This is a genomic window from Burkholderia sp. BE12 (genome assembly GCF_002959955.1).
Taxonomy (GTDB): Bacteria; Pseudomonadota; Gammaproteobacteria; order Burkholderiales; family Burkholderiaceae; genus Burkholderia.
Map to the genome: position 1 here is coordinate 128726 of NZ_PREY01000001.1, position 20865 is coordinate 149590.

Sequence of the window (20865 nt, forward strand, 5' to 3'; positions counted from 1 at the left end):
GATGCCGGTGGCGTGGCGCGCGCAGCGGACGACACCGGGCAGGTGTGTTGTGCGAACCAGTTTAGAGAAACGGGGGCGAGCGGCTATCGGTCATGCGCCTGGAAACCGGTGGTAAACGACACGCCGGGGAAGCGGCCCCGATTGCGCCCCGTCGGGCCGCGGCGCGGCGTGGACGCTCATCTCGCCATTCGCCGGCTCGCGGACACCAGCAACGCCACGAACGCCGCTTCGTCCGCACGCAGGCCGCGCGGCGTGCGTCGGACCGCCAGCGCGGCGAGCGTACCGGCCTCGAACGCGTCGAGCACCGCCGGATGGATGTAGCAGCGCCGGCACACGGCCGGCGTGTTGCGCAGCAGCTCGGCCACCGCGCGCACGGTCTCGACGATCTGCTTGCGGGCGTGCGTGACGCCGCGATGCTCCACGCGCCGCAACAACCCGAGCGCATGCACGCTGCCGGCCCAGGTCCGGTAATCCTTCGCGGTGAAATCGGCGCCGCCGGCCTCGCGCAGGTAGTCGTTCACGTCGGACGACCCGACCGGATGGCGTGCGCCGTCGTCGTCCACATACTGGAACAGCTCGTGACCGGGCAGTTCCGCGCACCGTCGCACGATGCGCGCGACCCGCGCATCGTCGACCGTCACGTCGTGCTCGATCCCGCTCTTGCCGGCGAAGCGCAGCCGCACCTGGCCGGGCTGGATCTTCAGATGGCGCTTGCGCAGCGTCGTCAGCCCGTACGAGCCGTTTTCGCGCGCATATTCGGCGTTGCCGATCCGCGCGAGCGTCGTGTCGAGCAAGCGGACGATGGTTGCCACGACCTTGTCGCGCGGCATGCCCGGCAACGCCAGATCGCGGGTGACGCGCGCGCGGATGCGCGGCAGCGCCCGCGCGAACGCGGCCATCCGCGCGTACTTGTTCGCATCGCGGGTCGCGCGCCACTGCGGGTGATAGCGATACTGCTTGCGGCCGCGCGCATCGCGGCCCGTTGCCTGAAGATGACCGCGCGGGTCCATGCAGATCCAGACGTCGGTGTACGCGGGCGGAATCGCAAGCGCGTCGATGCGGGCGATTTCGTCGGCATCGCGAACCCGCGCACCGTCCGGCCCGTAATACGCGAAGCCGTTGCGCAGCCGCCGGCGCGTATAGCCCGGGCGACGGTCGTCGACATGGCGCAGCGGCCCGGCGGCGCCCGAAGCGGGCTGCTTCATGTCGGAAGGCGCCGGCCGGCGGCGACGTCGGCGCGCGGCGACCCACGTTCACGGGCAGCGATCATGTTTGTCTCCTTTGGGTTCGCGTGAAGGGCGGCCGCCCGGCATGGGGTGCGAACCGCCATTGCGACGGAGCAAGAACCGTGCGCCGCCTCCGCGCGGGCGATTCCGTGGTTAGGTGTTTATACGTATGCCGATTCCGGTATCGCCTCAATCCAATATTTCATTGGAAGGTTATCGGACTTGTTCCTAGACTGATGCGGGGCATGTATGCCGCGCCGACCGGACATGCCGGCCGGCGCAGCCCGATCCGCGCCAGCGCCACGCAGAAACACAACAGCGCCGCGGCACACAACGACATCATCGGAGACGGACCATGACATTCATCAGGAAGCTGGCGGCCACCGCGATCGTCGCGGCGACGGCGGTGTTGGCCACCGGCGCGCACGCGCAGCAAAAGCCGATCACGCTCGGGTTCTCGCAGGTCGGTGCGGAAAGCGCATGGCGCACCGCGAACACCGTATCGGTGAAGGGCGCGGCGAAGGACGCCGGCATCAACCTGAAGTTTTCCGACGCGCAGCAGAAGCAGGAGAACCAGATTCGCGCGATCCGCTCGTTCATCGCGCAGAAGGTCGACGTGATCGCGTTCTCGCCGGTCGTGGAATCGGGCTGGGAGCCCGTGCTGACCGAAGCGAAGGCCGCGCATATCCCGGTGATCCTGACCGACCGCGCGGTCGACGTGAAGGATCCGTCGCTGTTCGTGACGATGATCGGCTCCGACTTCCTCGAGGAAGGGCGGCGCGCCGGCCACTGGATGGAAGAGCATTACAAGAACGACCCGGGTCCGATCAACATCGTCGAGCTGCAGGGCACGGTCGGCTCCGCGCCGGCCAACGACCGCCGCGCGGGCCTGCTCGAAGTGATCAAGAACAATCCGAAATTCAAGGTGATCGCGTCGCAGAGCGGCGACTTCACGCTCGCCGGCGGCAAGCAGGTGATGGAAGCGTTCGCGAAGACCTACGGCAAGCAGATCAACGTCGTCTACGCGCACAACGACGACATGGCGCTCGGCGCGATCCAGGCGATGGAAGAGGCCGGAATCAAGCCCGGCAAGGACGTGAGCGTCGTGTCGTTCGACGCGACCAAGGGCGGCTTCCAGGCGATGATCGCGGGCAAGATCAACGTCGACGTCGAATGCAGCCCGCTGCTCGGCCCGCAACTGATGAGCGCGGTGAAGGACGTCGTCGCCGGCAAGCCGCTGCCCAAGCGCATCGTGACCAACGAAACGGTGTTCCCGATGAACGTCGCGGCGCAGGTGCTGCCGACCCGGAAGTACTGACCTGTCCGCACGGGCGGCGGCCTGCCGGCCACCGCCCGGCGACGTTTCGAGGAGGATGCATGGAGCGTGCGCCGGTGGTCGAGATGATCGGCATCGACAAGTCGTTTCCGGGTGTCAGCGCGCTGCAGCGCGTGGATTTCCGGCTGTTTCCGGGCGAGATCCACGCGCTGATGGGCCAGAACGGCGCCGGCAAGTCGACGCTGATCAACGTGCTCACCGGCGTGCATGCGCACGATGCGGGCGAGATTCGCGTCGGCGGCCAGCCCGTGCGCTTTGCCGCGCCGCGCGAGGCCGAGGCGGCCGGGATTCAGACGCTGTATCAGGAAGTGAACCTCTGCGCGAACCTGTCGGTCGCGGAGAACATCTTCGCGGGCCGGCAGCCGATGCGGCGCGGCGTGATCGACTGGAACACGATCCATGCGCGCGCGCGGGCGGCGCTGGCCGATCTCGACCTGTCGCTCGACGTCACGCGCTCGCTCGACGCGTATCCGATCGCGGTGCAGCAGATGGTCGCGATCGCGCGTGCGGTGTCGGTCGACGCACGCGTGCTGATTCTCGACGAACCGACCTCGAGCCTCGACGACGGCGAGGTCGCGCGGCTGTTCGACGTGTTGCGCCGGCTGAAGGCGTCGGGCATCGCGATCCTGTTCGTCACGCATTTTCTCGAGCAGACCTATGCGGTGTCCGACCGGATCACCGTGATGCGCAACGGCGAGCGCGAAGGCGAGTACCTGGCGCGCGACCTGCCGGTCGACGTGCTGGTCGCGAAGATGACCGGCCGCGAGCGCATGTCCGACACGCTGCAGGCCGGCGCCGCGGCGGTCGAGCGTACCGCCGCGGCCGCCGCGCCGTTCCTGTCGATGCAGCGGGTCGGCCGGCGCGGAATGATGAGCGCGCTCGATCTCGACGTGCGCCCCGGCGAGATCGTCGGGCTGGCCGGGCTGCTCGGCTCGGGCCGCACCGAAACCGCGCAGCTGGCGTTCGCCGCGGCGCGCCCGGATACCGGCGCGATCGAGATCGACGGCGCGCGCAGGCGGCTCGCGTCGCCGCACGATGCGGTCCGCAACGGCATCGCGTACTGCCCGGAAGACCGCAAGAAGGAAGGCATCGTCGCCGCGCTGTCGATCCGCGAGAACATCGTCCTCGCGCTCCAGGCGCGGCGCGGCTGGTGGCGGCTGATCGGGCGCGCGCGCCAGCGCGAGATCGCCGACACGTATATCGCCCGGCTCGGCATCAAGGCACGCGACGCCGAGCAGCCGATCGGGCTGCTGTCGGGCGGCAACCAGCAGAAGGTGCTGCTCGCGCGCTGGCTCGCGACGGACCCGAAGCTGCTGATTCTCGACGAGCCGACGCGCGGCATCGACGTCGCCGCGAAGTTCGACATCATGGAGCGCGTGCTCGCGCTGTGCGCGCAGGGGCTGGCGATCCTGTTCATTTCGTCGGAGATCGGCGAGGTCGTACGCGTGAGCCACCGGATCGCGGTGCTGCGCGACCGGCGCAAGGTCGCGGAGCTGACCGGCGCCGATGCGTCCGAGGAGCAGGTTTACCGGCTGATCGCGGGAGGCCAGTCATGACGTGGTTGCGCACGCTGTTTCGTCATTCGCTCGCGTGGCCGGTGCTGACGCTCGCGCTGCTGTTCGCGCTGGACGTCGCGCATCGTCCCGGCTTCCTGTCGATCGTGCTGCTCGACGGCCACCTGTTCGGCGCGCCGATCGACATCCTGAACCGCGCGGCGCCGCTCGTGATCGTGTCGCTCGGGATGACGCTCGTGATCGCGACGCGCGGGATCGACATCTCGGTCGGCGCGATCGTCGCGATCGCCGGCGCGGCCGCGGCGATCGTGCTCGAGGCGGACCCGTCGCGGGTCGGCACGGCGCTGGCCGCCGCGCTCGGCGTCGGGCTGCTGGCCGGTGCGTGGAACGGGCTGCTCGTCGCCTTCGTCGGGATGCAGCCGATCATCGCGACGCTGATCCTGATGGTGGCCGGGCGCGGCGTCGCGCAACTGCTGACGGGCGGCCAGATCATCCCGATCGGCGCGCCGGGCTACCTCGCGCTCGGCGGCGGCTACCTCGCGACCGTGCCGTGCGCGGTGTGGATCGCGCTTGCGACGATCGGCGCGACCGCGCTGCTGGTGAACCGCACGGCGCTCGGGCTGTTCATTCGCGCGATCGGCGTGAATCCGGTGGCGACGCGGCTCGTCGGGCTGCGCTCGGGCGCGGTCGTGTTCGGCGTGTATCTGTGCTCGGGCGTGATGTCGGCGCTCGCGGGCATCCTCGCGAGCTCGAACGTGCGCAGCGCCGACGGCAACAACGCGGGGCTGCTGCTCGAACTCGACGCGATTCTCGCCGTCACGCTCGGCGGCACGTCGCTGCTCGGCGGCCGCTTCAGTCTCGCCGGCTCGGTGCTCGGTGCGCTGATCATCCAGACGCTCACCTACACGACCTATTCGATCGGCGTGCCGCCGGAGGCGACGCTCGTCGTCAAGGCGGTCGTCGTGATCGTCGTGACGCTGATCCAGTCCGACGCGGCGCGTGCGCTGCTCGTCCGGCACGCGTCGCGGCTGCTGCCTTCCGCGCGATCGCGCGCCACCACCACCGGAGCGACGCCGCGATGAACCGTTTCCTTGGCCGGCTCGCCGATCCGCGCACTCTGCCGATCGTCGTGACGATCGTGCTGTTCGTCGTGCTGTTCGGCTTCGGGTCCGTGATGTACACGGGCTTTTTCTCGATGCAGGTGCTGACCGGGCTGCTCGTCGACAATGCGTTCCTGCTGATCGTCGCGATCGGGATGACGTTCGTGATCGTGTCGGGCGGGATCGACCTGTCGGTCGGCTCGGTCGTTGCGCTGACGACGATCTTCTGCGCGGTCGGCGCCGAACGGCTGCACTGGCCCGTGTGGGTGATCGTGCCGCTCGTGCTCGCGTTCGGCGCGCTGTACGGCGCGGCGATGGGCGCGCTGATCCATTATTTCCGGTTGCAGCCGTTCATCGTCACGCTCGCCGGGATGTTTCTCGCGCGCGGCGCGTGCTTCCTGATCACGACGCAGTCGATCACGATCAACGAGCCGGCGTTCCATGCGATCGCGGGCATCAGCGTGCCGGTCGGCGGCGGCATGCTGAGCGCCGGTGCGCTGATCGCGCTCGCGACGCTGGCCGTCGCGATCTACGTCGCGCATTTCACGCGCTTCGGCCGCAACGTGTATGCGGTCGGCGGCAACGAACGCTCGGCGCTGCTGATGGGCTTGCCGGTCGCGCGCACGAAGATCGGCGTCTACGCGCTGAGCGGCTTCTGTTCGGCGCTCGGCGGCGTGGTGTTTACGCTCTACGTGCTGTCGGGTTACGGGCTGCAGGCGCAGGGGATGGAGCTCGACGCGATCGCCGCGACCGTGATCGGCGGGACGCTGCTCACGGGCGGCGTGGGCTACGTGATCGGCTCGGTGTTCGGGGTCGGCATCCTCGGCACGATCCAGGTGCTGATCACGTTCGACGGCACGCTGAGTTCGTGGTGGACGCGGATCGTGATCGGCGCGCTGCTGTGCGTGTTCTGCGTGCTGCAGCGGGTCATCGAGCGGCACGCGACGCGGCGCCGCACCGGCGGCACGGGGCTCGGCGCGCAGCGGCCGACGCATGCCGCCGCGCCCGCGCGGCCGGCGCCGCCCGAAGAGGACATCGCGCTGGTATCGACGATGCGGCGGTCGTAGGGGATTCCTTCCCCCTTGCGCGACCGACAGCGCGGGCGAACCGCGGTGGAATGATGCACGCGGCCGCATGCCGGCCGCATGCGGCGCGGCGCCGTCAGGCCGGGCCGGCGGCGTCCGCCTCGGTGTCGAACGACGTATCCGCGACGCGCGTGCGTTTCAGCGAGCCGGCCAGTTTTTCGATCGCGGGCAGATCCAGCGCATCGAGGTGCTCGCGCATTTCCTGCACGAACGGCGCATGGTCGGGCTCGTCCGCATACTGGCCGAGCCATTCCTCGATATCGGTCAGCCGGCCTTCGCCGGCGAGCACGATCAGCTCGGCGAGCGCATCGGCGGGCGGGCTGCGCATCGCAAGCGGGGCGCTGGCCGGTTCCGCTTCGTCGTCGGAACGAAACCGCCTGATGAGCCCCGACACCGGCGCGAGCGCATGACCGAGGGCCGGCGCGGCGACCGCGAACGAGAACGTCGTGCCGCTCCCCGGCTGGCTCGCGACGGCCAGCTCGCCGTCCATCGCGGCGACGATGCGCTGCGCGATGAACAGGCCCAGCCCGGTGCCGCCGTTCACCGCCTGCACCTGCTGGTACGCGCGGAAGATGTCGGTGGTCTCGGTGATGTCGATGCCGATGCCCGTATCGGCGACCTCGAACAGCAGGCGCCATGCATGGCCTTCGCGCGATGCGTGAACCGACAGCGTGACCGTGCCGTTGCGCGTGAATTTCGATGCGTTGGACAGCAGGTTCAGCAGCACCTGTTGCAGCCGGATGCCGTCGATCAGCACCGTGCGCGGCAGCGGCGTGACGGGCCGATAGATGAACCGGTTGTCCTGCTGCGCGCACAGCGCGAGCGCGTAGTGGCCGATGTCGTCCAGCAGCCCGGGCAGGTCGGTGCGGTCGGGCGCGACGCCGAGCGGGTGGAGTTCGGCCTTCGTGAACGCGAGCAATTCGTCGATCAGCGCGAGCTGGTAGCGGATGCTGCGGTCGATCGACCGGATCAGCCGCGCCTGGCTGCGCGTCGCGCCTTGCAGCAGCAGCTTCGCATAGCCGTTGATCGTCGACAGCGGCGCGCGCAGGTCGTGACTGACGTAGCCGAGCGTCTCGATCTTCTGCTGCATGTGCGTTTTCGACTGCTGCAATGCGTCGTTGAGCGCGACCGTGCGCCGCGCGACCTCGTCGCGCAGCCGATCCTGCTCGGTGAGCTGCCAGTGTTCGAGCCGCTTGCGTGCCTCGGTGCGCTGACGGCCCACGTGGTGAATCCACGCGGCCAGCACGAGCAGGTGCGTCGCGAGCCCGATGATCGCGATGACCGGGTTCGGATAGACGTCGGACCGGATCCACGACAGCACGGGTGGCAATGCATCGCGGCCGTCGAGCATGCGGATCAGGATGTTGAACGTCGCGAACGCGACCGCGATCAGCATCACGCGCGCCGTCGGCGTGCGCCGGATCACGAGCATCAGCGCCATGCTGATGTTCACGATCGCGAGCACGGTGTTCAGCCACAGGCAGAACCAGGCGAAGGTCGCCAGATCGCCGAACGCCGCGCCGGTTATCCCCGCGCATTCGAGCGCGAGAAACACCACGTACACCGCGCGCATCGGCATCTTCGCCTTTTCGCGATGCGAGACCATCAGGATGAAGACGATGAAGCACGCGACCGACAGATACGCGAAGATCGTTTCGCCGCGCGTCGACCACTCGCGCGCGCCCGGCGCCAGGAGCATCGCGAGATAGCCGCGGTACGCGGCTTCGAACAGCGCGGTGTTCAGGGTCAGTGCGGCCAGCGTGTGGAACACGCCGCTGCGCGAGAAAAAGCCGATCAGCAGCGCGCACCAGACGAGTGCAAGCAGCCCGCCGAAGAACCCGAAGTTCCACATCGACGCGTGCAGTTCCTGCGCGATCCACGCGTCGCGGGTGAACGCGACCGGCGCAAGGCGCATTTCCTTGCGCGACGTGATGCGGATCAGCACGGGGAGCTGTTCGCCCGCACGCAGCGTGACGTCGAGGGTCGGGTAGCGCGACGGCGCGTCGCGCGCGTCGCCGCGGTCGGTCGGGAAGCTGCGCTCGAGCATCCATTGGCCGTGCCGGTCGACATAGAAGTCGGCCCGGTCGACGCGCGCATCGCGAATCGCCAGCACCAGCGGGCGCGTGTCGCTGTCGCGGTTGATCAGCGTCGCGCGGACCCACCAGGCCGAGCGCGAAAACGTCACGTTGAATGCAGTGCGGGCCGTGGCGGCCGGGTGAAGCGACGGCTCGGCGAGCCGGGCGGCGACCTCGTCGACGGACAGCGTCGTGCCGGTGTCTTCGAAAACCGCTACGGCTTCGAGTTGCGCGGGATTCGGCGTCGTCGCGGCACGGGCCGTCGCGCACGTGACGGCCAGCGCCGCCAGAAGCAGGAGCAACGTGCGACATCCCGCCGCCCATGCCGCGTAGTGCCTACGCATCGCCGTGGCGCCCCTCCGGTGCGGCCGGTGAGTCGACCGCGTGGCGCTGGCGCCGCCAGTCGGACGGCGTGATGCCGAAGCGTTCGCGGAACGCCGTCGCGAAATTGCCGGGTGTGGAAAAGCCGATTTCCTCCGCGATGTCGCCGATCCCCATCGACGTTTCCGACAGGAAGTGCATCGCGGCGCGCAGCCGCGTGTCGCGCAGGTACTCGAATACGGTCTGGCCGAGATGGTCGCGGAATGCGCGCGACAGCCGTTTTTCGTGCGTGCCGACCTGCTTCGCGAGATCCTCGAGGGCCGGTGGATGGCGCAAGTCGCGCAGCAGCACGTCGCTTGCCGCGCGCACCAGCGCCGCGTCGCGGTTGTCGGGCAGTTCGGGCAGGTGCGCGAACGGCTGGCTGCGTCGCACGCGCTTCAGGTGATTGCGGATTCGCGCGATGACTTCCGCCGGTTCGAACGGCTTGACGATGTAGTCGATCGCGCCCGTTTCGAGCCCCGCGATGCGATCCTCGAGATCGCCGGCGGCCGTCAGGATGATCACCGGAATGGATTGCGTCGATGGGGTGGACGCCAGCAGCCGGCTCGCGGCGAAACCGTCCATGCGCGGCATGCGGACGTCCATCAGGATCAGATCGGGCGCGATGGCCTGCGCACGGTGATAGGCCTGCAGCCCGTCGAACGCGACGCTGATCCGGCACTGGGCGGTGCGCAGGATCTCGGTCAGGAGTCGCAGGTCGTTCGGGCGGTCGTCGACGATAAGAATATGGGCGCCGGCGAGATCCGGCGTGGTGCGTGGCGACGCCGAACTGGACAAGCGGGATGACATGGTTGCGAACGCGTTGGAGGGGAGTGGCCTGTCAGGTCGGAGGCATCGCAATCTGAACGATTGTTGCAAAAAATTATATGCCGACAATAGTGTCGAAGGTGGGATTCCGTGCGGCGCGTGTGGGCTTGTCGCATCGGCATCGCGGGTGCGCGGAGGTCTGGTCCGTTCTTCCGGAAAACAAGTCGGAAAAATATGCCGAATCGATTTGTGAAATTACGGTCTTTATTTCCGGTTAAATGATTTCAAGAATGGAAATGGCCCGGATGATGAATTTATGCTCTCGGTGTCGAAATCCGATGACGAGGATGTAAATCGAATTCTCCGATTACTTGCCGGTCGACTAAATTCGATGTAATCCCGGCGTGCATTCATGTTTCCGGAAAATCGGATTTCCTGCAAATGTGTATGAATGTAAATACCGTCCGCTCCGGAAAAGTATTTGTCCGCTCAGGAAAAGGTTTGTTTGGACGAATGTCGGCACACTAGCTCCAGCGCGGCTGGAATCGGTTCTCTGGATGCTTCCGGCTGCCGTAAAGATTGCTGTCGCCGTTGCTTTCCGGGTAGCCAATTTTCAATGTCACATTGAATGATGGTATTCCCGGATAATGAGAAGGCGGTAACAAAAGAATAGAGGGCACGAGGGTAATGCAAACGTCATAATTCGCGAGAATTTTCGATATACAAGATGAGTCGCGAAATGACGGGACGGGGCTGGGTTTGAGGCATCGGGCGAGAAGAAATCGTCAAGTAAATTCGATCGATTAATTCGATGCCGGGGTCGTTCGGTGAGTGGCCGGTTTTTCCGGAAATCCGGAATAACCGTCGCCGGCCGGACGGAAAGGGGTGAGCGACTTCGCGTGAGTCGCCGGGCGGTTTGATCGATCCGGCGGCGGCGCGCGGTGCTCTGTCGAATCAGGCGGATACGAAAAATATGAATACGACAAGCATGGCAGGTCAGGGCGTCGGGTCGATCGATCCGGTGCCGGCTGTCAGCGTCAGCGATCCGGCGGCGCATGCCGCAGACCCGGGGACAGGATGGCGCCTTTCGCCGCCTGAATGAAAGATGACGGGCCGCCCGCGATGCGGGCCGGGGTCCGTTCGTCCAGCGTCCGAGCGACGTTTTTCCGATGAGATTCGAAGTCGCCCTTCGGCGGGTGCGACGGTGTACGCGTGTGCGGATTCGCGACGCGTCGTGCGCCATGTCGCCGCCGGGCAGGCGATCTCGACTTCCGTGAATCGATAACCGGCGATCGCCATCGCGCATCATGCCGAACGGGCATGCGCGCCGATCGATCGTGCCATCGCGATGTGGGTCGAGCGTTTCGTGCAGCGCTGTTCGTAGTCTTTATTAGTAATGCGAAGTAAGAGGCGGAGCGTCGCGAGGCAGACAAAAGCGGAGAGGGTCCGCATTTCGCCTGACGCCGCGTTCGCTGTTGCGTCATCCAGCACATGAGAACCGAGGGAACACAAGATGAACAAGTCGTTCAAGTCGATCTGGAACGAAGCACTGGGGGCCTGGGTTGCGGCTTCGGAGCTTGACCGGGCACGCGGCAAGCGTGTTGCGTCGTCGAAGCGCGCGCCGGAATGCGCCGCACACGGAGAAACCGCGATGCACGCGGGCAAGCCGCCGGCACCTTCGGTGCTGAGTCTGGCCGTGCTGACGGCGACCGCCTGCCTCGGCTTGTTCCATGCGAATGCGCATGCACAGTACGCGCCGGATGGTGGCACGGCCACCGGGGGAGTCAGCTCGATATCCATCGGTAACGGATCGACCGCCGCGCAGGTGAATTCCACCGCCGTCGGCAATCTGTCGACGGCGCAGGGCGTGTCGGCCACGGCGCTGGGCCCGGGCGCGCATGCGATGGCCGACGGTTCGACGGCCGTCGGCATCAACGCGCAAGCGAACGGTGTCAACAGCGTGGCAATGGGCGTGCAGGCGATCGGTTCGGGTCCCTTTGCGGTCGCGATCGGGAATCTGTCGCAGGCCACGCAAAGCGGCGCGGTGTCGATCGGCAGCGGCGCGACCGCGAACGGCCTGGCAGGCGTCGCGCTCGGGAACAATGCATCGGCCTCCGGCCAGTATGCGGCTGCGCTCGCGCTCGGGTCCCTCGCTTCCGGCGCGCAAAGTATCGCGCTCGGCTTTTCGGCGCATGCCACGGACACCGGTGCCGTTGCGCTCGGTAACCAGTCGACGAGTTCAGGCTCGGCCGCCGTCGCCTTGGGCAGCGGCGCACTGGCTTCGGGGAATTCGGCCGTCGCAATGGGCGTGAACAGCGGTGCGAAAGGTACGTCGTCGATTGCCATCGGTTGGGGCGGTATCGCCGGCGTGCCGGGCTCGGGCACCCAGTCACTCGGCACCAGTTCGATCGCGATGGGCTCGGGTACGGCGGCCAGTGCGGACAATGCACAGGCATTCGGCCTGAACGCCAATGCGTCGGGTCTCAGTTCGATCGCGATGGGCGTGCAGTCGACCGCGACGCAGCAGTTTTCGGTGGCGCTCGGCAATCTTGCGCTCGGCAGCGGCGTATCCGCGACCGCGCTGGGGCCGGGGGCGACGGCGTCGGCCACGAATGCGACGGCGGTCGGTATCAACAGCGTCGCGGCGGCGAGTTCGACCGTCGCGATCGGCGATTCCAACTCGGTCGCCGCGGCAGCAGGCACGGGTTCGGTCGCGGGCGGCTACGGCTCGAAGGTGCTGGGCGGTGTCGGCGCCGTCGCGCTGGGCTTCGGCCAGACGGTGAGCGGCAATGGCGCGGTCGCGATCGGCGATCCGAGCAGCGCGATCGGCACCGGCGCGGTCACGATGGGTTCGAACAACACCGCGAACGGCGACGGCGCGGTGGCGATCGGCAATACCAACAACGCGCAGGGCACGGGGTCGCTGGCGCTCGGCAATACGTCGACGGCGGCGGCGGCGGGAGCGGTCGCGTTCGGCGCGTCGGCCGTGGCCAACAACGCAAACGATGTCGCGCTCGGCTCGGGCTCGACCACGGCCGCGCCGAACCCGACGGCCAGCGCGGTCATCGGCGGCGTCACGTACAACTTCAACGGCATCAACCCAACCAGCGTCGTCAGCGTCGGTGCGGTGGGCAGCGAGCGCCAGATCACCAACGTCGCGGCCGGGCGCATCGATTCGTCGAGCACGGATGCGATCAACGGGTCGCAACTCGCCGCGACGAACACGGCAGTCAATTCGCTGTCGACGTCGACGGCGTCGAGCATCACGTCGTTGTCCACGTCCACGTCGACGGGCATCAGCTCCCTGTCCACCGGCCTCAGTTCGACCAACAGCACGGTGACGTCGCTGTCGACGTCCACGTCGACGGGCATCAGCTCGCTATCCACCGGCCTGAGCTCGACGAACAGCAACCTGACGTCGCTGTCCACGTCGACGTCGACGGTCGTCGGCTCGTTGTCCACCGGCCTGAGCTCGACCAACAGCAATCTGACGTCGCTGTCCACGTCGACCTCGACCGTCGTCGGCTCGCTGTCCACCGGCTTGAGCTCGACCAACAGTTCGATCACGTCGCTGTCCACGTCGACCTCGACGGTCGTCGGTTCGCTGTCCACCGGCCTGAGCTCGACGAACAGCAACCTGACCTCGCTGTCGACCGCCACGTCGACCGGGATCAGTTCGCTGTCGACGGGCCTGAGCTCGATCGCGAACAACAACACGAACCTCGGCAACAGCACGGCCGGCGCGATCGGCGGCGGCGCCACCTACGATCCGACGACCGGCACGATCTCCGCGCCGTCGTACGTGACGTACAACAGCGACGGCTCCACGACGATCAACAACAACGTCGGCTCCGCGATCGACAACATCAACGCCAACGGCATCAAGTATTTCCACGCGAACTCGACCGCGCCCGACAGCCAGGCGCTCGGCACGGACAGCGTCGCGATCGGCCCGAACGCGATCTCGCGCGTGAACGGCAGCATCGCGCTCGGTTCGGGTTCGGTCGCCGATCGCGCAACCGTGCCGTCGTCGGGCATCATCCGCAACGGCAGCGCGTCGATTCCGTACGACACGACCGACCAGACGCTGCTCGGCGCAGTGTCGGTCGGCGATGCGACGAACAGGACGTACCGCCAGATCACCAACGTCGCGGACGGCACCGGCCAGCAGGACGCGGTAACCGTGCGGCAGCTGACCGGCGCATTGCAGTCGTTCGCGGTCACGGGGCAGAAGTACTTCCACGCGAATTCGACGGCGGGCGATTCGCTGGCCGTCGGCGCCGAATCGATCGCGGTCGGTCCGACGACGGTCGTCAACGGCGACAACGGCGTGGGCATCGGCAACGGCGCGATCGTCGACCAGACGGCGCCGGGCGGGATCGCGATCGGGCAGGCGGCGAGTTCCGCGCAGGCCGATGCGATCGCGCTGGGCAGCGGCGCGACGGCAACCGGTGCGCAGTCGGTCGCGCAGGGTGCGAATGCGGTGGCGGTCAGTGTCGGCAGCGTCGCGCTCGGCTCGGGCGCGCGCAGCACGGCGACCGATGCGCTCGCGCTCGGCGCCGGCGCATCCGCGACGTTCGCGAACAGCGTGGCGCTCGGCGCCGGTTCGCTGACCACGGTCGGCGCGCTGACGAACTACGTCGCGTACGGCTTGAGCAGCCCGCAGTCGTCGGCCGGCGAAATCAACGTCGGCAATCGCCAGATCACGGGCCTGGCCGCCGGCAAGAGCGGCACGGACGCGGTGAACGTGTCGCAGCTCGATTCGGTCGCGAACCAGTTGACGACACTGATCGACCAGCGCACGACCAACCTCGGCGGGCAGTACACGACGAACCCGCCGGGCGGCAACGTGCCGCCGGGGGCGAGCGGTTCGAATTCGTCGGCGGGCGGCTCGGGGGCGGTCGCATCGGGCTCGAACAGCACGGCGGTGGGCAACAGCTCGACGGCGTCGGGCAACGGCTCGACAGCCATCGGCGTGGGTTCGACCGCATCGGGCAACAACTCGACCGCGCTCGGCACGGGCAGCAACGACGGCGGTCGCTCGAACGTCGTCGCGGTCGGCTCGGCGGATTCGGCGCGGCAGGTCGTGAATGTCGCGGCCGGTACGCAGGGCACCGACGCCGTGAACGTGAACCAGCTGAATGCGGTATCGAACCAGTTCACGCAGTCGCTGAACACGGTCAACAATCAGCTCACGCAGATGCAGCAGCAGATCCAGCAGACCGATTCGATGGCCCGCGAGGGGATCGCCGCGACCGCCGCGATGGCGTCGATCCCGCACATGGACCGCGATTCGAACTTCGCGATGGGGGTCGGCACGGCGACGTTCCAGGGCCAGAAGGCCATGGCGGTCGGCGTGCAGGCGCGCATCACGGAGAACCTGAAGGCGACGGTGAACGGCGGTTTCGCCGGCAGCCAGCGCGTCGTCGGCGCGGGCATGCTGTATCAGTGGAAGTGATCGCGCGCAGCGGTTCGTTCCGGCACGCATTGCCGGAGCGGACCGCGCCGAACGCAAACGCATGCGCGTGCGGCCGCGCCGCACGCTGCGCCCATCGCATTCTCGGAGTAATCAAGTGAAAAACATCCATCTTGCCCTGCTGGCGTCCGTCGTTTCCCTCACGGCCTGTTCGAGTGCATCGGGGCCGACGTACAACGCCTACGAACTGCAGGCGCGAAACGGCATCCGGACGTTCCAGGTCGACTGCCACGGCATCCTGTCGACCGCGAAGACCTGCATGAAGGTCGCGACACGCATGTGCGGCAACGAGCCCGTACGTCTCGTCGACACCACCACGCCGTACCGCGACGGCGCCGATCCGCATTCGATCGTGTTCCAGTGCGGTGCGGCACCCGCGCCGGCTGCCGCGGCCGTTGCGCCGACGCCCGCGCCGGTCGAGAAGGTGAGCCTGACCGGCGATGCGTATTTCGCGACCGACTCGGCCGTGCTGACGGCTGCGGCCACCGCCGCGCTCGACAAGCTGCTGAACCAGCAGGCCGACCGGCATTTCTCCCGCGTGGAAGTGGACGGCTATACCGACGCGACCGGTTCGGATACGCACAATCAGGCGCTCTCGAAGCGCCGGGCGGATGCCGTCGCCGCCTACTTGCGCGAACACGGGCTGAAGGCGGATTCGTTTGCCGCGGCCGGTCACGGGGAAGCCAATCCGGCGGCATCGAACGATACCGCCGAAGGGCGCGCGCGCAATCGTCGCGTGGAAATCTCGCTGCAGAAGTAGGACGCTGCGACCAGTTTGCCGCAAGCGTGGCCGTCGAAGCCGGACGGCTCGCTTGCGGCAATGATGCTCGGCGCGGACGACCGCGGCGGGAAAGGCCCGTCGCGGTGTGTGCAAGCGGTGCTCGTCGCATGGACGCCGCCGCCGCACGACGACTTGCGTCCGGCACGCGGATCGCCATCCGCACCGGGCCGTAAGGCGGCGCTCAGTGCCTGATCACGCAGACGGCCACGATCTCGTATCCCGGGTCGGCATGCGCGCTCGCGACTTTCTCCGCTTCATCATACGAACCAAACGATGCGGCATCTTCGATGGCGGGCGCCATGCCGATATCGCCGTCCTCGGCGGTGCACAGAAACTGCTCGCCGGTCTTCACGACGTAGGTGGACATCATGATTCCCTCCATGGTTGGCAGGGGGAAATTCCAGTCTAGCAGGCATGAAGGAAGTCGGCGGCCGACGCGAATCACGGCTGTCAACCGGCGCCGGCCCGTCGATTCGGCCTGCCATGAAGGGCCGGATTCGCGGCCGCGCGCCCGCCGCGTGGCCCGGCGGGCGCGCGGCGGGGCCGCGACGCGCGGGCGAGCGGAAAGCCGTGCACAATACGCGCATGCGAGCCCCCGATCTTGAGCGCCTTGTCGCCGTCACCATGCCCTTCGGAAAATACCAGGGCCGACTCATTGCCGACCTGCCCGGACCTTACCTCAACTGGATGGCTCGCGAAGGGTTCCCGCGCGGCGAACTCGGCCGCCAGCTCGCGCTCATGCACGAGATCGACCATAACGGCTTGCGGCACTTGCTGAAGCCGCTGCGCAAACCCGCATAGCACGACATCACGCCCGACCGGTCGCCCGAAGCGTTGACCGCGAGGCGGCGATGTCGTGCACGCTCGAACGCGGCGTCACGGCCGCCGCGCGACGGGCGCGCTCGTCCGCCTCGCCGCATGCATGTCCCTCGGCGGCGGGCACTGGCTTCAGAGCGCGGACGGCCGCGACGAGCACATACAATGTGAGCGTTCGTCGGCCGGCGCGCCACCATGACCCGAGCGCCGCGCGCAGGCCGATTCCTCCCGCGCACCTCTCCAGGGCCGACATGGAAATCAAATGGATCGAGGACTTCCTCGCCCTCGCTCAATATCAAAGCTTTTCCCGGGCGGCGGAGTTCCGTAACGTCACGCAGTCGGGCTTCAGCCGTCGCATCCAGTCGCTCGAGCAGTGGATCGGCGCCGAGCTGATCGATCGCAGCAGCTTTCCGCCGGTGCTGACGCCGGCGGGGCGCCTGTTTCGCGAGACGGCCGAGGACGTGCTCAGCCGCCTGTTCGACACCCGCGCCATCATCCGCACCGAGCAGCGGATCGCCGGCAAGAGCCTGCAGATCGCCGCGGGCCACACGATCGCACTGAGTTTCCTGCCGGGCTGGCTCAAGGCGCTCGCACCGCATTTCGGCGAAGTGCGGGCGCGCGTCATTCCGACCAATGTCCACGATTCGATCCTGATGCTCGTCAACGGCAACTGCGAGCTGATGTTTGCGTACCACCATCCGGAGTTGCCGCTTCATCTCGATCCCGCGAAGTATGCGCACCTGACCGTCGGGCTCGACACGTTGATGCCGGCATGCCGGCCGAACCGCCGCTCGGCGCCGGCTTTTCGTCTTCCCGGCACGAAGCAGAACCCGCTGCCGCTGATTTCCTATACGGAAACCAGCTACTTCGGCCGCTGCCTCGCGCTACTGCTCGGCCGCGCATCGGATGCGCCGGCATTGCAACTGCACTACGAGTCCGACATGGCCGAAGTGCTGAAGAAACTCGTGATGGAAGGCGAGGGCGTCGCATGGCTGCCCCGCAGCGCGATCGCCGCCGAACTGGCGGCCGGCGAACTCGTGCCGGCCGGGCCGGCGGCGTGGAATCTGGAAGTCGAGCTGCGCGTGTATCGCGACGTGTCCAACCGCAGCGAATTCCTCGACACGCTCTGGCAGCACCTGCACACGACACCTTCACGGCTCGCGTGAGACAGGGTTTCCCCGCGTTATGCGGGGCTCGCATACCGCCATGTCGTACCGGCATCACCGTTTTATCGACCGTCCCTACCATTCGTTCCAACGGCAAATGCGACGCATGACCGGCGTCGCGCGGCCTTCTTCGCCGCGCTCGTCCGCCTTTCGGCGGCACGGCGCCATCCAGGGACGAATGGACATGAAAAATCGCCTTACCTTGAGCATCGCAGTCGGCATGATCGCCGGTGTCGTCGCCGGCTATGCGTGTCACGCGAATATCGCGGACCCGGCCACGCTGAAAACGATCGCCGGCTACTTCTCGATCGTCACCGACATCTTCCTGCGGCTGATCAAGATGATCATCGCGCCGCTGGTGTTCGTGACGCTCGTGTCCGGGCTGGCCGGCATGGACGGCGGCGACGACGTCGGGCGCATCGGCCTGCGCTCGATCGGATGGTTCGTCTGCGCGTCGCTGATTTCGTTGAGTCTCGGCCTCGCGATGGCGAACGTGCTGCAGCCGGGCGCCGGCCTGAACCTCACGCCGGCCGCCGGCGAGGTCGACACCGGGCTGAATACCGCGGCGCTGAACGCGCGGGACGTGATCACGCACGCGTTCCCGACCAGCCTGCTCGACGCGATGGCGCGCAACGACATCCTGCAGATCCTGGTGTTCTCGGTGTTTCTCGGCATCGCACTGAGTGCGTTGAAGCGCGACAAGCGCGTGGCCGTCGTGATCCAGTCGATCGACGGGATGGTGCCGGTGATGCTGCGCCTGACGAACTACGTGATGCGTGCGGCGCCGCTCGGTGTGTTCGGTGCAATTGCTTCGTCGGTCACGCTGCGCGGCCTCGACGTGATCCATACGTACGGGAAGCTGATCGGCGCGTTCTATCTCGGGCTGTTCGTTCTCTGGGCGATCCTGATCGGCGTGGGCTACCTGTTTCTCGGGCGGCGCATCGGGCACCTGCTGAAGGCCGTGCGCGAACCCGCGCTGATCGCGTTCTCGACCGCGAGCAGCGAGGCCGCGTATCCGCGCCTGACCGAGCAGCTCGAGCAGTTCGGCGTCGACAAGAAGGTGGTGGGCTTCACGCTGCCGCTGGGTTACGCGTTCAACCTCGACGGCTCGATGATGTATCAGGCGTTTGCCGCCCTCTTCATCGCGCAGGCATTCGGCGTGCACATGCCGTTGTCGGAGCAGGTGTTCATGCTGCTGGTGCTGATGCTGAGCAGCAAGGGGATGGCCAGCGTGCCGCGCGGGTCGGTGGTCGTGGTCGCGGCGGTCGCGCCGATGTTCCATCTGCCGGCGGCGGGCGTCGCGCTGGTCCTCGCAATCGACCAGATTCTCGACATGGGCCGTACGGTGACGAACGTGATCGGCAACAGCGTGGCGACGGCGGTGATCGCGAAGTGGGAGGAGCGGCGCGCCGCGAAGCCGCGGGATGCCGGGTTCGATCAACCTGAGCTGAAAGCATGATGCGCACGGACCACGTGAACGCGCGGCGCAAATTCGGCGTGGTTGGCGGCCTGGGGCCGCTGGGCGGTGCCGACGTGTTCTTCAAGATGGTGAAGGCGACGCCTGCGTCGTCGGACGAAGCACACCCCGAAGTGATCTTCGAGCAATACCCGTTCAAGGGCGCGGGAGCGGGGAGTGCCGCGACCATCGAACGCAAGCTGTACGTGTTCGACATGATCCGGCAGTTCGAGAAGCGCGGCGTGACGACCGTCGTGCTGCCATGCTTCCTGAGCCACACGTTCATCGACGAGCTGAAGGCGAATACCAGCCTGCCGATCGTCGATATCGTCGAAGCGGTTCGGAGCCACGTGCGGTGCACGTACCCGGCCGCGACGCGTATCGGCGTGCTGGCGTCCGACTACGTGCGGGACAAGCGGCTTTTCGATGCGTATTTTCCGTCGCCGCGGTTCGAAGTCGTCTATCCGCGGCCGCACGGCGGGATCGACCTCGTGACCGAAGCCATCTACGGCGCCGACGGCATCAAACGCGGCAATCTTCGAGGGCGTCCGGTCGAACTGTTGCGCCGCGCGTGCGACGATCTGATCGATCGGGGCGTGCAGGTGATCGTGCCCGGCCTGACCGAGATCGCGCTGGTCGCCGATGAAATCGGTCCGCGGCGCGTGCCGCTCGTGGATTCGAATCTGGCCTATGCGCGGTACGCGCTGACCGGACAGCCGGATTCGCGCGCGGCGGCGTTCAAGATCGGCGTGGTCGGCGGCGTCGGCCCGGCCGCGACGGTCGATTTTCTGGACAAGATCGTGCGCAACACGCCGGCGTCGCGCGATCAGGACCATATCAAACTGCTGGTCGAACAGAATCCGCAGATTCCCGATCGGACCGAGAATCTGGTGGGTACCGGCGCGGACCCGACGATCTCGCTGTACGCAACCTGCAAGAAGCTCGAGGAAGGCGGTGCGGACGTCGTCGCGATTCCGTGCAATACCGCGCACGCGTTCGTCGAACGGATTCAGCCGTACCTCGGGATTCCGATCGTCAACATGCTGACCGTGACGGTCGCCCACTTGCGCGAAACCTGGCCGACGCTGCGCGAGGTCGGCGTGCTGGCGACGTCCGGCACGATCGAAAGCGGCGTTTACGACAAGGCGCTGGAATCGCAAGGGCTCCGGCAAGTCGCGCCGACGTCGGCGTTGCAGGCGCGCGTGATGGAGGCGATCTACGGCAAGCACGGCGTCAAGGCCGGTTTCACGACCGGACGGTGCGAGGAAGATATCGGCGCCGCCGTCGAGGCGTTGATGGCCGACGGCGTGAGCGTGATCGTGCTCGGGTGTACGGAGCTGCCGCTCCTGCTTCCGGGCGGAGAGTACGTCGCGCGCGACGGCAGTCGGGCCACGCTCGTCGACCCGACCGACGTGCTCGCCCGCACGTGCATTGCGTATGCGACGGGGGGCGGCGGCTGAGCCGGTTGGCGTTCGGGGCGGACGTCGCCGGGGCGCGGACGACAAACCCGTTTTGCCGCCCCGATGCCAGGAATGATCTGGAGCGCTTTAGTGCGTTCGCCGGTTCATGGAAAACTGTATGAATATACAGTATAGTATCCGTCGAACTCGGGCCGCGCGGGCATCACTTGTCGCGGCCCGCGCCGCGCCTGCGGGCATCCGCCGCAGCGTTCCGGCACCGTGAACTCTGGCTAACTCATTCAGACG

The 20865-nt window shown here is 67.3% G+C and carries 14 protein-coding genes; 10 read left to right on the forward strand and 4 right to left on the reverse strand.

Annotated elements, in window-relative coordinates; genetic code table 11:
* Positions 1–176: 176 nt before the first annotated feature.
* Positions 177–1205 (reverse strand): DNA topoisomerase IB, encoded by a 1029-nt coding sequence (locus tag C4B30_RS00655; RefSeq protein ID WP_027786460.1) that lies wholly within the window; start codon positions 1203–1205, stop codon positions 177–179.
* Positions 1206–1581: 376 nt separating this feature from the next.
* Between C4B30_RS00655 and C4B30_RS00660 the strand changes: the two genes are divergently transcribed.
* From C4B30_RS00660 to yjfF, 4 genes are read left to right on the forward strand one after another with little or no spacing between them, the layout of a single operon-like run.
* Positions 1582–2544, forward strand: coding sequence for an ABC transporter substrate-binding protein (locus C4B30_RS00660; RefSeq protein ID WP_027786461.1), 963 nt, complete (start codon positions 1582–1584; stop codon positions 2542–2544).
* A 59-nt stretch (positions 2545–2603) separates the two neighbouring features.
* Complete coding sequence (locus C4B30_RS00665; protein ID WP_027786462.1) at positions 2604–4118, forward strand: sugar ABC transporter ATP-binding protein; 1515 nt, start codon at positions 2604–2606, stop codon at positions 4116–4118.
* Complete coding sequence (locus tag C4B30_RS00670) at positions 4115–5158, forward strand: ABC transporter permease (RefSeq protein WP_027786463.1); 1044 nt, start codon at positions 4115–4117, stop codon at positions 5156–5158. Before C4B30_RS00665 ends, C4B30_RS00670 begins: the two co-directional genes overlap by 4 nt.
* Positions 5155–6243, forward strand: a complete 1089-nt coding sequence (gene yjfF / locus C4B30_RS00675; protein WP_027786464.1) for a galactofuranose ABC transporter, permease protein YjfF — start codon at positions 5155–5157, stop codon at positions 6241–6243. Before C4B30_RS00670 ends, yjfF begins: the two co-directional genes overlap by 4 nt.
* 94 nt (positions 6244–6337) lie before the next feature.
* Here yjfF and C4B30_RS00680 read toward each other — a convergent pair whose 3' ends face one another.
* A complete protein-coding gene (locus tag C4B30_RS00680; RefSeq protein WP_027786465.1) occupies positions 6338–8680 on the reverse strand; it encodes a sensor histidine kinase in 2343 nt (780 codons plus the stop codon).
* Positions 8673–9506, reverse strand: a complete 834-nt coding sequence (locus C4B30_RS00685; protein WP_027786466.1) for a response regulator transcription factor — start codon at positions 9504–9506, stop codon at positions 8673–8675. Before C4B30_RS00685 ends, C4B30_RS00680 begins: the two co-directional genes overlap by 8 nt.
* Before the next feature lie 1471 nt (positions 9507–10977).
* Here C4B30_RS00685 and C4B30_RS00695 point away from each other — a divergent pair.
* Both C4B30_RS00695 and C4B30_RS00700 read left to right on the forward strand, forming a co-directional pair.
* A complete protein-coding gene (locus C4B30_RS00695; RefSeq protein ID WP_027786467.1) occupies positions 10978–14922 on the forward strand; it encodes a YadA-like family protein in 3945 nt (1314 codons plus the stop codon).
* A gap of 115 nt (positions 14923–15037) precedes the next feature.
* Entirely contained in the window at positions 15038–15700 is a 663-nt protein-coding gene (locus tag C4B30_RS00700; protein ID WP_027786468.1) for an OmpA family protein, read from the forward strand.
* Positions 15701–15902: 202 nt separating this feature from the next.
* Here the strand turns inward: C4B30_RS00700 and C4B30_RS00710 are convergent, their stop codons facing one another.
* Positions 15903–16091, reverse strand: coding sequence for a hypothetical protein (locus C4B30_RS00710; RefSeq protein WP_027786470.1), 189 nt, complete (start codon positions 16089–16091; stop codon positions 15903–15905).
* A 215-nt stretch (positions 16092–16306) separates the two neighbouring features.
* Here C4B30_RS00710 and C4B30_RS00715 point away from each other — a divergent pair, with 215 nt between their 5' ends.
* From C4B30_RS00715 to C4B30_RS00730, 4 genes are all read left to right on the forward strand, one after another.
* Positions 16307–16522 carry a DUF3820 family protein gene (locus C4B30_RS00715; protein WP_027786471.1) on the forward strand — a complete coding sequence of 72 codons (216 nt, stop codon included), beginning with the start codon at positions 16307–16309 and terminating at the stop codon, positions 16520–16522.
* Between the two features lie 266 nt (positions 16523–16788).
* Entirely contained in the window at positions 16789–17703 is a 915-nt protein-coding gene (locus tag C4B30_RS00720) for a LysR substrate-binding domain-containing protein (RefSeq protein WP_027786472.1), read from the forward strand.
* Positions 17704–17887: 184 nt separating this feature from the next.
* Positions 17888–19162, forward strand: coding sequence for a dicarboxylate/amino acid:cation symporter (locus C4B30_RS00725; protein ID WP_027786473.1), 1275 nt, complete (start codon positions 17888–17890; stop codon positions 19160–19162).
* A complete protein-coding gene (locus C4B30_RS00730; RefSeq protein WP_175888566.1) occupies positions 19159–20619 on the forward strand; it encodes an amino acid racemase in 1461 nt (486 codons plus the stop codon). The genes C4B30_RS00725 and C4B30_RS00730 overlap by 4 nt, the downstream gene beginning before the upstream one ends.
* Positions 20620–20865: the final 246 nt, after the last annotated feature.

What these genes read in the sequence shown, in the direction of transcription:
- C4B30_RS00655 (WP_027786460.1), bottom strand. Translation starts at nt 1,205, where the DNA reads ATGAAGCAGCCCGCTTCGGGCGCCGCCGGGCCGCTGCGCCATGTCGAC.
- C4B30_RS00660 (WP_027786461.1), top strand. Translation starts at nt 1,582, where the DNA reads ATGACATTCATCAGGAAGCTGGCGGCCACCGCGATCGTCGCGGCGACG.
- C4B30_RS00695 (WP_027786467.1), top strand. Translation starts at nt 10,978, where the DNA reads ATGAACAAGTCGTTCAAGTCGATCTGGAACGAAGCACTGGGGGCCTGG.
- C4B30_RS00685 (WP_027786466.1), bottom strand. Translation starts at nt 9,506, where the DNA reads ATGTCATCCCGCTTGTCCAGTTCGGCGTCGCCACGCACCACGCCGGAT.
- C4B30_RS00710 (WP_027786470.1), bottom strand. Translation starts at nt 16,091, where the DNA reads ATGATGTCCACCTACGTCGTGAAGACCGGCGAGCAGTTTCTGTGCACC.
- C4B30_RS00665 (WP_027786462.1), top strand. Translation starts at nt 2,604, where the DNA reads ATGGAGCGTGCGCCGGTGGTCGAGATGATCGGCATCGACAAGTCGTTT.
- C4B30_RS00670 (WP_027786463.1), top strand. Translation starts at nt 4,115, where the DNA reads ATGACGTGGTTGCGCACGCTGTTTCGTCATTCGCTCGCGTGGCCGGTG.
- C4B30_RS00680 (WP_027786465.1), bottom strand. Translation starts at nt 8,680, where the DNA reads ATGCGTAGGCACTACGCGGCATGGGCGGCGGGATGTCGCACGTTGCTC.
- yjfF (WP_027786464.1), top strand. Translation starts at nt 5,155, where the DNA reads ATGAACCGTTTCCTTGGCCGGCTCGCCGATCCGCGCACTCTGCCGATC.
- C4B30_RS00725 (WP_027786473.1), top strand. Translation starts at nt 17,888, where the DNA reads ATGAAAAATCGCCTTACCTTGAGCATCGCAGTCGGCATGATCGCCGGT.
- C4B30_RS00720 (WP_027786472.1), top strand. Translation starts at nt 16,789, where the DNA reads ATGGAAATCAAATGGATCGAGGACTTCCTCGCCCTCGCTCAATATCAA.
- C4B30_RS00730 (WP_175888566.1), top strand. Translation starts at nt 19,159, where the DNA reads ATGATGCGCACGGACCACGTGAACGCGCGGCGCAAATTCGGCGTGGTT.
- C4B30_RS00715 (WP_027786471.1), top strand. Translation starts at nt 16,307, where the DNA reads ATGCGAGCCCCCGATCTTGAGCGCCTTGTCGCCGTCACCATGCCCTTC.